At 76.3% G+C, this 12683-nt stretch carries 10 protein-coding genes; 5 read left to right on the top strand and 5 right to left on the bottom strand.

Annotation, left to right across the window (positions count from 1 at the left end):
* Position 1 precedes the first annotated feature (1 nt).
* Positions 2 to 1270: a metallophosphoesterase family protein gene (locus tag WBK50_RS15010; protein ID WP_341336214.1), complete on the bottom strand. Its 1269-nt coding sequence runs from the start codon at positions 1268 to 1270 to the stop codon at positions 2 to 4.
* 312 nt (positions 1271 to 1582) lie between these two features.
* On the opposite strand from WBK50_RS15010, the gene WBK50_RS15005 reads away from it, so the two are divergent.
* Both WBK50_RS15005 and WBK50_RS15000 read left to right on the top strand, forming a co-directional pair.
* The gene (locus WBK50_RS15005; protein WP_341336213.1) at positions 1583 to 1942 is read left to right on the top strand and encodes a hypothetical protein; all 360 of its coding nucleotides are present in this window, start codon (positions 1583 to 1585) and stop codon (positions 1940 to 1942) included.
* Between the two features lie 160 nt (positions 1943 to 2102).
* Complete coding sequence (locus tag WBK50_RS15000) at positions 2103 to 2705, top strand: RNA polymerase sigma factor (RefSeq protein WP_341336212.1); 603 nt, start codon at positions 2103 to 2105, stop codon at positions 2703 to 2705.
* 87 nt (positions 2706 to 2792) lie between these two features.
* Here the strand turns inward: WBK50_RS15000 and WBK50_RS14995 are convergent, their stop codons facing one another.
* On the bottom strand, positions 2793 to 5795 hold the full coding sequence (locus tag WBK50_RS14995) for an ATP-binding protein (protein ID WP_341336211.1): 3003 nt from the start codon (positions 5793 to 5795) through the stop codon (positions 2793 to 2795).
* 250 nt (positions 5796 to 6045) lie between these two features.
* Here WBK50_RS14995 and WBK50_RS14990 point away from each other — a divergent pair, with 250 nt between their 5' ends.
* The gene (locus WBK50_RS14990) at positions 6046 to 7308 is read left to right on the top strand and encodes a GNAT family N-acetyltransferase (RefSeq protein WP_341336210.1); all 1263 of its coding nucleotides are present in this window, start codon (positions 6046 to 6048) and stop codon (positions 7306 to 7308) included.
* Here the strand turns inward: WBK50_RS14990 and WBK50_RS14985 are convergent.
* Complete coding sequence (locus WBK50_RS14985; RefSeq protein WP_341336209.1) at positions 7305 to 8558, bottom strand: MFS transporter; 1254 nt, start codon at positions 8556 to 8558, stop codon at positions 7305 to 7307. The genes WBK50_RS14990 and WBK50_RS14985 overlap by 4 nt on opposite strands.
* 133 nt (positions 8559 to 8691) lie before the next feature.
* Here WBK50_RS14985 and WBK50_RS14980 point away from each other — a divergent pair, with 133 nt between their 5' ends.
* Positions 8692 to 9279, top strand: coding sequence for a helix-turn-helix domain-containing protein (locus tag WBK50_RS14980; RefSeq protein ID WP_341336208.1), 588 nt, complete (start codon positions 8692 to 8694; stop codon positions 9277 to 9279).
* On the opposite strand, the gene nhaA is transcribed toward WBK50_RS14980, so the two are convergent.
* Positions 9267 to 10472: a Na+/H+ antiporter NhaA gene (nhaA, locus tag WBK50_RS14975; RefSeq protein WP_341336207.1), complete on the bottom strand. Its 1206-nt coding sequence runs from the start codon at positions 10470 to 10472 to the stop codon at positions 9267 to 9269. The genes WBK50_RS14980 and nhaA overlap by 13 nt on opposite strands.
* Positions 10473 to 10725: 253 nt before the next feature.
* Between nhaA and WBK50_RS14970 the strand changes: the two genes are divergently transcribed.
* The gene (locus WBK50_RS14970) at positions 10726 to 11955 is read left to right on the top strand and encodes an ROK family transcriptional regulator (protein ID WP_341336206.1); all 1230 of its coding nucleotides are present in this window, start codon (positions 10726 to 10728) and stop codon (positions 11953 to 11955) included.
* On the opposite strand, the gene WBK50_RS14965 is transcribed toward WBK50_RS14970, so the two are convergent.
* Entirely contained in the window at positions 11931 to 12650 is a 720-nt protein-coding gene (locus WBK50_RS14965; RefSeq protein WP_341336205.1) for a GNAT family N-acetyltransferase, read from the bottom strand. The genes WBK50_RS14970 and WBK50_RS14965 overlap by 25 nt on opposite strands.
* Between the last annotated feature and the right edge of the window lie 33 nt (positions 12651 to 12683).

The following is a 12683-nucleotide window of genomic DNA, read 5'->3' as shown; positions in this document are numbered from 1 at the left end:
CTCAGCCCGCGGCCCGCGTGCCGTCGGGGTCCGCGCGCACCGGCCCGGCCAGGTGGGCCAGCAGCTCCTGCTCGGCGCGCCGGGCGAGCCCGCTAAGCCGGTCGACGTCGCGCAGGTCCAGCAGGCCGGCCCCGCGCAGGCGACGGCCGACCTCCTTCTCCAGCGGCAGCGCGAAGGCGGCGGCCCGTTCGGGGTCCGACACCAGCTCGGCGGCGGCGACGGCGATCGCGTCCGCCAGGTCCGGGTCCACCGGTCGGCCGCCGTCGTCCGCGGCGGGGCGGGTCCGGTTGCGCACCTTCTCCACGGCCGCGCCGGCCTTCTCGGCGAGCAGGTCGATCTCGGCGCGCAGCCCCTCGGCGTCCAGCAGGGAGGCCGCGGCCGGGGAGGCGCCGTCCAGCGTCACCCGGGCGACGACGGGCCGCGCCCCGGCGTCGACACAGGCGGTGCGCAGCGCGGCGTCCACCACGACCAGCACCTCGTCCATGTCCCGCGCCAGGCTCAGGTCCAGCCGCAGGTGCTCCCAGCGCGCGACGTCGCACACCGCGTGCCGCAGCTCCGCACGTCCCCCGGCCTCGACGTCGACGACCAGGGCACCCTTCGCCCCCGTCTCCCGCGGGTGCCGGCCCTGGAGGTTCCCGCTGAACGCGGCGACGTGCCGCCCGTCGCACACGGTGCGGCGATCGTGCACGTGGCCGAGGGCGAAGTACTCGTACCCGCAGGCCGCGAGGTCCTCCGGGGCGCACGGGGCGTAGGAGTCGTGCCCCTCGGCGCCCTGCACCGAGGTGTGCAGCAGCCCGACGTTGACCATGCCCGGGATCGCGTCCGGGTAGGCGGGGACCAGGTTCTCCAGGACCGCGCGGTGGGCGAAGCCCTGGCCGTGCACGGCGAGCCCCAGGTCGTCGAGCGTGATCGTCTCGGGGCGCTCGGTGGAGAGCCGGTGCACGTTCGGCGGCAGCCGCAGCGAGCGGGTGATCTCGCTCTCCGCGTCGTGGTTGCCGTTGATCAGGAAGACCGGGACGCCCTCGTCGTGCAGGCGGCTCATCTGCCGGACGAAGAACTGCCCGGTGGCGTAGTCCTTCCAGTTCCCGTCGTAGACGTCCCCCGCCAGCAGCAGCGCGTCCGCCTCGTCGTCCACCACGAGGTCCACGAGGTTCTCGCACGCCCGGCGGGTGGCCCGGCGCAGGGTGTCCGCGAGCTCGGAGTCCCCCAGCCGGGACAGGCCGAGCAGGGGGCTGTCCAGGTGGAGATCGGCGGCGTGGACGAGACGCAAGCGGGGGTCCTCTCCTCGTGCGGCACGGGTCCGGACGGGCGAATGACACCTGTGCAATTCGCCGCGTTCGGAGCCTATACCGCCCTACCGACAGCCTCCGTCGCGTGCCTGACGCCACGCCGCCCACCCCTCGGCCCGCGCGGCTGCCGAATGCGACACTGGCGTTCGGACCCCCCTTCCGAGGGGGCACCACGCACCAGGGCTTCCGGTTCTTTCGATCAGTGCCGATCTCCACGCCGATCCGAGCCCCCGAAGCACGTCCCGGCCCGTGCACCTCCCTCGCCGTGCCGGGACCCGTCACCTGGAGACGCGATGATCCTGATCTGTGAGCGCTGCTACGCCCCGATCGACGCGCAGTTCGAGGAGCACGTCACCTACGCCCACCTCGACCGGGCGCTGCCGGACGGCACCGTGCTGTGGGTGCACTCCGCGGTCCACACGGCTCCCTGCGGGCAGGACGCCCGGCGCCGCTCCCCCGGCGAGCGCCCGGACGCCGGTGAGTGGGACGCCTCCCGCCGCGGCTTCTCCCCGGCCGCCGCGGCCTGGGTCGCGCACCGCTCCCCGCGCGACGGGCACAGCCCCGACCGGAACAGCGCCGATCGGAACAGCCCTGACCGGAACAGCCCTGACTGGAACAGCACAGGGCGACCGACACAGCACACCCCGCGCTGACCCGCCGGGCGGGTCGGAAATAGGGGGGTCCCGCGCACCCTCCTAGGGGTGTCTCCCGACGCGGTCCACCGCCTAGGGCGGAATGCTTCGCGGGGTCAGAGCCGTGCCGGTGCCCCGGCCCCCGGACTCTCCGCGAAGAGGACTCCGCCTGGAGGGGACCATGCGCGCGCCCGCACTCAGCCACGTTCCGAGCCAGGCCGTACCGCCACCGCGGGAACCGGTCGACGGCCAGCCGGACCAGGACCTGCTCGACCGGCTCTCCGCCGGCGAGCCGACGGCCTGGCGAGAGGTGACCACCCGCTACGACCGGCTGGTCCGCTCCCGGGTCCGCGCCTTCCGGCTGCAGGAGGCCGACGCGGACGACGCCGTCCAGTCCACCTGGCTGCGGCTGGCCCAGAACGCCCAGCACATCCAGGATCCGCGGCGGCTGCCCGGCTGGCTCTCCACCGTCGCCGGGCGGGAGTGCCTGCGGATCCTCGACCGGTCCGCGCACGCCGGCGTCCCCGCGGACGACGCGGGCGTGTGCCTGCCGGACCCGCGGCCCGGCCCCGAGCAGTGCGCGATCGACCAGGAGGCCGCCCGCCTGCTGCGCTCGCTCGTCGCGGCACTCCCGCGGCGGCGGCAGCTCCTGCTCGGCGCGCTCTTCGCCGACGAGCCGTGGTCCTACGAGCGGATCAGCGCCGCGACCGGGATCCCGACCGGCAGCATCGGGCCCACCCGCGCCCGCGCGCTGGGCCAGCTCCGGGCGCTCATGGCGGTCTGAGCGCCACCCGATCTCCCGGCAGGAAAGCGGGGGCAGGGGCTCGGCGGCGGGTGGAGGGGTCCCGCCGGCGAGCCCCTGGTGCGTCCTTCAGGCCACGCCGGCGGCGCGCACGTGGATCGCCCCCGCCTGCACCCGCGTCCGCACACCGAGCTTCGCGAGGATGTGGGTCACGTGGATCCCGACCGTCTTCTCGCTGATGAAGAGCCGCTCGCCGATCTCCCGGTTCGTGCGGCCCTCGGCGATCTCCTCCAGCACCTCGCGTTCGCGGACGGTCAGGGCGTCGATCCCGGCCGACGGCCGGGCCTCCCGTTCCGGCGCGGAGTCCACGACGGCGTTCGGGTCCGGGAGCCTGATCCGGGCCCGGTGCGCCAGGTCCTCGACCTCGGCCCGGAACGGTCCCGCGCTGAGCGCGACAGCGGTGCGGTGCGCCCGCCGCAGCGCCTCCGCGGCCGCCGACGAGCGGGTCCGCCGCTCCAGCAGCGCCTCCGCCTGCCGCAGCCGCCCGTAGGCAGCCGGATAGGGCTGGTCGCCGCGCTCCCAGTGTTCCGCGACGCCCTGCCACAGCCCGGGATCCGACGCGCCGGACGCGCGCGCGTCCTCCGCCCGGCACATCAGCACGAACGCCCCGACGCCCTCGCCGACCAGCGGGGCGGCGTCGCGCGCCCGCCGGTCCAGGTCCTCGACGTGGCGGCGCAGCCGCTCGACGGCCGCGGCCCCGGGCCGCGGACGGTCCAGCCGGACGGTCTCCGCGTAGGCCCGCAACCCGTGCCAGACGAGCGGGGCCACCAGCCACACGTCGTCCGAGCCCTGGTCGACGATGTCGAGGCCCGCGGCCACGTCGTCGAGCGCGTGGTCCGGGCGGCCCCGGAACATGTCCAGCCCGGCCTGCAGCGTCAGCAGTGGGATCCGCCAGCGCGGGCCGGCGGTGGCGCGGGCGAGGACCTCGACGGCGTCGAGGTCCTCCTCGGCCCCGGAGAGGTCGCCGCGGCCGATCCGGAGCTTGCAGCGGGCGAGCCGGATGTCCAGCGCCTCGCTGCCGCTGGGCCAGGCGGACCAGCCCTCCTCGATGGCGGCCATCGCCTCGTCCCAGCGGCCGAGCCGGAAGAGCCCGTTGGCCGCGACCGCGAGCAGCCGCACGCCGTAGGTGCGGCCCAGCCCGAGCTCGTCGAGCCGCTTCGCCCCGGCGAGGGCCACCTCCACCCCGGCGGACATCTGGTTGAGCGGGCCGGACAGCAGGTCCGCGCGCTGCTCGAAGGCCCGTCCGAGCACGGCCGGGTTCCCGCTGCGTTCGGCCACCCGCAGCCCCTCGGCCAGTGCCTCCGCGCCGGCCGCCGGGTCCTCGAGGTAGGCGAGGCTGAACCCGAGGGTCACCAGGACCCGCGCCTGTTCGTCGAGCGCCCCGGCGGCCCGGGCCAGCCGCAGCGCCCGTTCGGCCTCGGACCTGGCCGCGGTGAAGTTCCCGGCCTGCAGGAGGGACTCCGCGTGGCCGGCGAGCACCGACGCCCGCGCGGACTCGCCGCCGCGTTCGGGCAGCATGTCCGCGCCGCGCCGGTAGGCGAGCTCGGCCTCGGTGCCGCGCCCGGCGGCGAGCAGGTAGCGGCCCAGCCGGGAGACGAGCACGGCGCCGTCCAGCCCGTCGGGCTCCGCCTCCAGCGCCGCGACCAGCCCGAGCCGCTCCCGCATGGCGGTGATCGCGCCCTCGTGCTCCCCGGCCAGGTGGGCGGCCTCGGCGGCGCGGTCCAGGGTGACGCCCCGGTCCAGCGCGGGGACCCGGCCCGCCGGGACGAGCCGCGCCGCGTCGCCGTCGTCGAGCAGGTCCGCGACGCGCCGCCAGTGCCGGAACGCCTCCGCGTAGCCGCGCACCCGCTCGGCCGCTCCGGCCGCGACGGCCGACGCGACCAGCGCGCGTTCCCGGTCCCCCGCCCGTTCCCAGTGGTGGGCGAGCAGCGCGGAGGTGCTGTCGTCGTCCGGGCGCAGGTCCGCGAGCCCGGAGGCGAACCGTCGGTGCAGCTCGCGGCGCTCGCCGGGCAGCAGGGCGCCCACGACGACCGCCGTGGTCAGGCCGTGGCGCAGCCGGTAGCCCTGCACCGCCTCGTCGACGACCGCGGTGCCGTCCTCCACGGCGGCGCGCACGGCCGCGTTGAGCTCGGCACCCGACGTCGAGGCGACGCGTTCGAGCAGGTCATGGGGCACCGCGGCGTCGCCGATCGCGAGCACCCGGACGACGTCCTGCGCGGCGTCGGGCAGCGCGGCGACGCGCGCCAGCACCATCTCGCGCAGGGTTCCGGAGAGCGCCATCGGGTCTCCGTCGCGCACCGCGCGCAGGGTCTCCTCGGCGATGAACGCGTTCCCGTTCGAGCGCTCCCAGACCAGGTCCGCGACGTCGACCGGCTCGCCGGCCACGGTCGCGCTCGTGGCGCCGTGCACGGCGACGATCTCGCCGACGGCGTCGCGGTTCAGCGTGTCCAGCCGCCGGACCCGGACCCGGCTGTGCCGCCGCAGGCCGGCGAGCGTGCCGGTCCACCCGGTGTCCCGGCCCCCCGAACCCGTCCGGTACGCGCCGACGACGAGGATCCGTTCGTCGACGAAGCCGCCGAGGAGGTAGGCGAGCAGGTCCCGGGTGGAGGTGTCCGACCAGTGCAGGTCGTCCAGGACGACGAGGAGCGGTGCGGTCCCGGCCAGCTCCGCCAGCACCCGGAACACGAGGTCCAGCGGGTGGACGGGCCACGCCTCCCCCGCCTCCCCGGGCGGGCCCGCGACGATCCGCAGGCGCGCGAGGTCGGCGAGCCACGGCCGGACGACCTCCGCGACACCCGGCGGCGGGTCCCGCAGCAGCGCGCGGAGCCCGATGGCCAGCGGGAGGAACGGCGGCGGATCGGCCACGTCGACCGCGCCCCCGCAGAGGACGAGCGCCCCCCGGGCGGCCGCTGCGGAGGCGAACTCGGCCATGAGCCGGGACTTGCCGACGCCGGCCTCGCCCCCGAGCAGGGCGACCGCCGGGCTGCCGCCCTCGGCGCGGCCCAGCAGGTCCAGCAGGTGCGCCATCTCCACCGACCGCCCGACCAGGGGAACGGGTGCACCGGAGGTCACCCTCCGTACCGTAGGCAGTCGCCGTCCGCGGGTCCAGCGACTCGGCGGACCCGCCCGGGGCGCCTCGACCCCGCTGTGCCGGCAGTGCGCCGTACGCAGTGCCGTCTCCGCCCGTCGCCACGGGCCGCCCCCCGTCCGCCCTGCCGCCACCACCTGCAGAGACCTCGCCGGAGTCCGGTGATACCGCCGGCCGTCCGCGAGCGGGAAATCCGGTCGACGGCGTCGCGGTGAGGCCCCAGACTCGGGTCCCGTGACCGCCGTAGACGCCCCGCCCCCGACCGCCCCGCCCCCGACCCCCGCGCCCTCGACCGCCGGGCCGGGCGTGCAGCTGCGCACGTCCACCCGCGACGACCTCCCGGCCATCGCCCGGCTCGGCGGCCGCGCCTTCCACTGGATGCTCTCGGCCGAGGACGTCGAGCACTACGGGCGCGAGCTGTTCGACCCCGGGAACTACGTGCTCGCCCAGGAGGGCACCGAGCTCGTCGGCGCGACCGGCGGGTACGACTTCGCCGTCCGGATGCCCGGCGGCGCGGCCCTGCCGGCGAAGGGCGTCACCTGGGTGTCGGTCGCCGCGACCCACCGCCGGCGCGGGATCCTGCGGTCGCTGATGCGCGAGCAGCACCGGCGGATGATCGCCGACGGGCTCGCCCTCTCGCTGCTCACCGCGAGCGAGGCGGGCATATACGGCCGCTTCGGCTACGGCCCGGCGACGGTGCGGCACGCCGTCCGGGTGACCCGCCCGGGCACGACGTTCCGCGCGGACGTCCCGGATCCGAGCGGCGTGCGCTACGCCGAGACGGACGAGATGCGCGCCCTCGCGCCCCCGCTCCACGCGCGCTGGCACGCCACCACCCCGGGCGCGCTCGACCGGTCGGCGGGCTGGTGGGCGACCCTGCTCGCGGACAAGCCGGACAAGCGCGGCGGGGACTCCGCGCTCTACCACCTCGTCCACGCGGACGGCTACGTCTCCTACCGCATCGCCGAGGCGGACGGCGGCCGCGTCTGCCGGGTGGTGGACCTGGTCGCGGTGAGCCGGGACGCGTACATCGCGCTCTGGCGGGTGCTGCTCGGGCTGGACCTGCTGAGCGCCGTCACCGCCGAGGTCGCGCCGGACGACGCGCTGCCGCACCTGCTCACCGACCCCCGGCGGGTCCGCACCGAGGGCCGCTACGACGGCGTGTGGGCCCGCGTCCTCGACGTCCCGGCGGCGCTGTCCGCGCGGACCTACGGCACCGAGCTGGACGTCGTGCTCGAGGTCGACGACCCGTTCCTCGGCCGGGGCGGCCGGTTCCGGCTGCGCGGGGGCCCCGACGGAGCGGTCTGCGAGCCGGCCTCGGCACCGCCGCACGTCCGGCTCGGCGTCGCGGCGCTGGGGTCGCTCCTGTTCGGCGGGTTCCGGGCGTCGTCGTTGGCGCGGGCCGCCCTCGTCGGGGCGGCGGACCCGAAGGTCCTGCGCCGCATCGACACCGCGTTCACCGCGGAGCGGGAGCCGGAGTACGGGACGGACTTCTAGCGGGCCGGGGCGCGGCCGGCCGCGGCCGTCCCGCACACGGTCAGGACCAGCACGGACGCCGTCACGACGAGCATCGGTGCCACCCAGCCGCCGGCGGCCTCGTGCACGGCGCCGACGACCGTCGGGCCGAGGGCGGCGATCGTGTAGCCGCCGCCCTGCACGAGCGCGGACATCTGCCGGTTCTCCGCGAGGTCTCGCGCCTTGCGGACGATCAGCGAGAAGATCACGGTGATCCCGCCGCCCTGCGCGGCCCCGCCGACGGCGCACCAGGCCGCCCAGCCGGCGGGGAACAGCAGCAGGCCCAGCGGCAGCGCGAGCCAGGCGGCGCAGACGATCAGCACGGTCACCCGCGGCCCGCGGAACGCACGGAGCAGCAGCGGGACGCCGAACGCGCCCGCGAGGGCCGCGATCTGGAAGACCGACGAGCTGACGCCCGCCTGGGAGGCGTCCATCCCGAGCTCGTCGCGCAGCAGCAGGGGGAGCCACGCGGTGACCCCGTAGTAGGCGAAGGCCTGCCCGGCGAAGGCCGCGGTGAGCGCCCAGGTCACCGGGCGCCGCCACCACACGGGGCCCTCCCGGACGTCCTCGGCGGACGCCGCGTCCGGGGAGTCCGGGGAGTCCGGGGCCGGCCCGGATCCGCCGGAGCGGGTCGCACGCCACCACACGAGCGCCGCGATCACGATCATCGCGCCCCAGGCCGCCAGCGCGGCCCGCCAGCCGATCGCGCCGGTGATCGGCACGGTGAAGGAGAGCGTGATCATCGAGCCGACGTTCAGCGCGGCCGTGTACATGCCGAGCACCGCGCCCGTGTGCCGGCGCAGGTCCCGCCCGATGACGACCGGCACGGCGACGTTCCCGACGGTGATGGCCGCCCCGATCAGCAACGTGCCGGCGATCGCGAGCGGCAACCCGTCCAGCGAGCGGACGACGGTGCCGACGAGCAGCAGCGCGAGCGAGACCAGCACCCCGCGGGCCAGCCCGACCCTGGCCAGCAGCGCGGACGCGAGCGGGGTGGCGAGGCCGAAGCACAGCACCGGGAGGCTGGTCAGCAGGCCGGCCGTCCCGGCGCCGATCCCCAGGTCCGCGCGGACGGTGTCCAGCACGGCGGACACCGCGACGATCGGGGCGCGCAGGTTCAGCGCCAGCAGCAGGATGGCGACGACGAGCAGGACGGACCCGCCCGACCAGCGGTGTCGTGGCGGGGTCTCGGCACGGTCGGTGGTGGTGGGCGCGCTCGTCACTGCTGCCATGTTCCACCGCGCAACCGTCGCTCGTCCCGCGGAGGTGACCCGCACAACCGCCCCGACCGCGTCACAGCTGCCGGGCTGCCGGTGGCCCTCTCCCGGATTGACAACGTGACTTGCCGGTACTGCAATGACGGGCGTGGACGAGGACGTGCTGGCCGAGGTCGGGTCGCGGTTGAAGCGCCTCCGCAAGGCCCGGGGTGCCACGCTCGGCGCCCTGGCCGAGGCCACCGGCATCTCGGTGAGCACCCTGTCCCGGCTCGAGTCCGGCGGGCGCAGGCCGAGCCTGGAGCTGCTCCTGCCGATCGCGCGCGCCCACCAGGTTCCGCTCGACGAGCTGGTCGGCGCGCCGCCCGTCGGTGATCCCCGGGTCCGCACCGAGCCGGTCACCCGGGGGGACCGGACCATGCTGCCGCTGACCCGGCGCCCCGGCGGGCTGCAGGCGTACAAGCTGGTCATCCGTCCCGGGAACCCCGACCGCGAACAGCGCACGCACGAGGGCTACGAGTGGCTCTATGTGCTGAACGGACGGCTGCGGCTGCGGCTGGAGCGCCACGACATCGTGCTCGAGCCCGGTGAGGCGGCCGAGTTCGACACCCGGGTCCCGCACTGGTTCGGCCCCGCGGACGACCGGCCCGTCGAGATCCTGAGCCTGTTCGGGCCGCAGGGCGAACGGATGCACACCCGCGCCCGGCCCCGCGCCCGGGACGCCGGTCAGGAGCCGTAGACGTCCGGCATGCCGTCGGCGTCCGCATCGACCTTCTCCTCGGCGCTGAGCCGCGCGTAGACCCGGCTGCGGATCCGCAGCACGATCGTCGCGAGCAGCGCCGCGATCAGCGAGCCGGCCAGCACCCCGATCTTCACGTGGCCGTCCGCCGGGCTGCCGGTCCCGAAGGCCAGCTCCCCCACCAGCAACGAGACGGTGAACCCGATCCCGGCGAGGATCGCGAGGCCGAACACGTCCCACCAGCTCAGGCCCTCGGCGAGCCGCGCCCGGGTGAAGCGCTGCACGAGCCAGGTCGACCCCAGGATGCCGATCGCCTTGCCCACGACGAGACCGGCCACGATCCCGACGGTCACCCCGTCGAGGACCGGCCCGCCGGCGTCCACGACGGACACCCCCGCGGCGAAGAACGCGAACACGGGCACGGCGACCCCGGCGGAGAGCGGGCGGAACCGGTGCTCGAAGTGCTCGGCGAGCCCCGGCCCCGGGCCCTCCGCCCGGCGGATCACCGGGACGGTGAACCCGAGCAGCACGCCGGCGACCGTCGCGTGCACCCCGGACGCGTGCACCAGCGCCCAGGCCATGGCGGCGAGCGGCAGCAGCAGCCACCACGAGCGGACCCGCCGCTGCACCAGCACCGCGAACGCGGCGATCGGGAGCACCGCGAGCAGCAGCGGCCCGGGGTGCAGCTCGTCGGTGTAGAAGACGGCGATGATCGTGATGGCCAGCAGGTCGTCGACGACGGCGAGGGTCAGCAGGAAGGTCCGCAGGGCGGACGGCAGGTTCCGGCCGACGACCGCGAGCACGGCCAGGGCGAACGCGATGTCCGTGGCGGTCGGGACGGCCCAGCCCACCAGGTTCTCCGGCGACCCGAGGTTGACCAGGCAGTAGAGCGCCGCAGGCACGATCATCCCGCCGACGGCGGCGGCGACCGGGAGCGCGGCCCGCCGCGGATCCCGCAGGTCCCCGGCCACGAACTCGCGTTTGAGCTCCAGGCCCGCCACGAAGAAGAAGATCGCGAGCAGCCCGTCCGCGGCCCAGGCGGCGAGGGTGAGGTCCAGGTGCAGCGCGGCCGGCCCGACGCGCAGGGACCCGAGCGCGGCGTACGCCTCGCGCCACGGGGAGTTGGCCCAGACCAGCGCGACGAGCGCGGCCCCGACGAGCAGTGCCCCGCCGACGGTCTCGGCGCGGAGCACCTCGGCGATGCGGCGGGCCTCGGGCCAGGACCCACGGCCGAAGAGCCGGGGGACGGGCTGGTCATCGGGAGCTCCTGCGGTTGGGACGGCACGACGAAACGACCGCCGACCAGACTTCCCGGCACACCGGGTCCCACCTTACGGTCCGTGCTGGGAGGGGTCACACCCGTGTTACGCGCTGGTGGGCCCACACTTCCGCCCCGGGAAGACCTTAGAAAGCCCGGATCGGTATCCGCGCAGCTAGACTGCCGCCATGCAGGGACGTCAAGGCCGTCGCCCGACCACCTCCCCGGCCACGACCGGCGAGGTGCTCAAGCTCGTCCGCGAGGGCCTCGTCGCGACGCGGACGGACATCGGCCGCGCGACCGGCCTCTCCCGCACCGCCGTCGCCGCCCGGGTGGACCGGCTGCTCGCCGACGGCCTGGTCACCGAACTGCAGGGCGGCGCCGTCACCGGTGGCCGGCCCGCCGCCCGCCTCGCCTTCCACGCCGCCGGCGGGACGGTCCTCGCCGCGTCCGTGGGCGTCAGCCGCAGCTCGCTGGCCGTCTGCGACCTCGCCGGGTCCGTGCTCACGACCGAGTCCCTCGCCCTCGAGGCGGCGGTGGGCCCGGAGCGGCTCATGCACGCCGTCGGCGAGGTGCTCGCCCGGCTGCTCGACGAGTCCGGCTCCGATCCCGCCGCCGTGCGCGGCATCGGCCTCTCCATCCCCGGCACCGTGGACAGCGCCGCCGGGTGCAGCGTCGGCGTGCCCGCGCTGCCGGGCTGGGAGGACGTGAAGCTGCCCCCGCTGCTCACCGAGCGCTTCGGCGTCCCGGTGCGGGTGGACAACGACGTGAACGTGATGGCGATCGCCGAGCACCACGCCCGGCCCGAGGTCGACGACCTCCTCGTCGTGAAGGTCTCCACCGGCATCGGCGCGGCGATCGTCAGCGGCGGGGTGCTGCAGCGCGGCGCGGGCGGGGCGGCGGGCGAGATCGGGCACACGCGCGTCGACGGCGGCCCGGGCGTCGTGTGCCGGTGCGGCAACGTCGACTGCCTCGAGGCCATCGCCAGCGGGTCCGCCCTGATCCGGGACCTGAGCGAGGCCGGGCGGACGGTCGACAGCGTCGCCGGCGTGGCGGAGCTGGTCAAGAAGGGCGACGCCGAGGCCGTCCGGCTGGTCCGGGTGGCCGGGCGCCGGCTCGGCGAGGTGCTCGCGGGCGCGGTCAATCTGCTGAACCCGGCGGTGATCGCGGTCGGCGGTGACCTGGTCGGCGCCTACGAGCCGCTGGTCGCCGGGGTGCGCGAGGTGATCTACCAGCGCTCGATGACGGCGTCGACCCAGACGCTGCGGATCGAGCCCGGCGCGCTGGCCGGGCGCAGCGGCGTCACCGGCTGCGCGATCCTGGTGCTCGACGAGGTGCTCTCGCCCGCCGCCGTCGACGCGGCGCTGGCGACCCGGGAGGTCGGCGCGGCGGCTCAGGTGTCCAGCGGGGCCCGGTAGCTCGCGAAGAAGGTGGTGCGGCTCCGCGTGAAGCCGAGGTGCTCGTAGAGGCCGATCGCGCCGGTGTTCGACGCGGCGGCGTGCAGGAACGGCACGTCGCCGCGGGCCCGGACCACGGCGCCGACCGCCCGGACGAGCCGCCCGCCCAGCCCCTCGCCGCGGAACCGCTCGTCCGTGCAGACCGCGCTGATCTCGCCGAACCCGGCGGGCCGCATCCGCTCCCCGGCCATCGAGATCAGCGCGCCGCCGCGGCGGATGCCCAGGTAGGTGCCGAGCTGGACGGTCCGCGGCAGGAACGGGCCGGGACGGGTCCGCTCGACGAGCGCGGTCATCTCCTCGACGTCGTCCGGCCCGAGCCGCACGGCCTCCGGGTCCGGCCGGGTCTCCATCCCGTTGCCGACCATCTGCACGCCGTCCAGCGCCATCATCGGGGTCCAGCCCGCGGGCGCCGTCCGGTGCGGGAGGCCGACCACGACCGCGACGCCGCCGGGCCCCACCAGGCTCGCGAGGTCCCGCCAGTCCTGCGCGTCCGGCTCCCCGGGCAGCGAGGCGAACGGCGTGACGTCGGGCAGATAGCGCGCGGCGCGCCCGCGGACCTCGCCGAAGGAGCGTTGCGGGCCGGCCAGGGCCGCGCGGACGACGTCGGCGAGCGGGTCGGTCGGGGCCTCGGCGGACACCTGGTCGGTCTCGGACACGGCTCCACTCTGCCCCGCGTGAGGAGGTCGTCC

Origin of the sequence: Pseudonocardia sp. T1-2H (genome assembly GCF_038039215.1) — a bacterium.
GTDB lineage: Bacteria > Actinomycetota > Actinomycetes > Mycobacteriales > Pseudonocardiaceae > Pseudonocardia.
The sequence above is the reverse complement of the archived record's forward strand: the minus strand, read 5'-3'. Positions and strand labels throughout refer to the sequence as shown.

Coding starts and splice junctions, on each gene's coding strand:
- WBK50_RS14970 (WP_341336206.1), top strand. CDS start 10,726: ATGCAGGGACGTCAAGGCCGTCGCCCGACCACCTCCCCGGCCACGACC.
- WBK50_RS15005 (WP_341336213.1), top strand. CDS start 1,583: ATGATCCTGATCTGTGAGCGCTGCTACGCCCCGATCGACGCGCAGTTC.
- WBK50_RS15000 (WP_341336212.1), top strand. CDS start 2,103: ATGCGCGCGCCCGCACTCAGCCACGTTCCGAGCCAGGCCGTACCGCCA.
- WBK50_RS14985 (WP_341336209.1), bottom strand. CDS start 8,558: ATGGCAGCAGTGACGAGCGCGCCCACCACCACCGACCGTGCCGAGACC.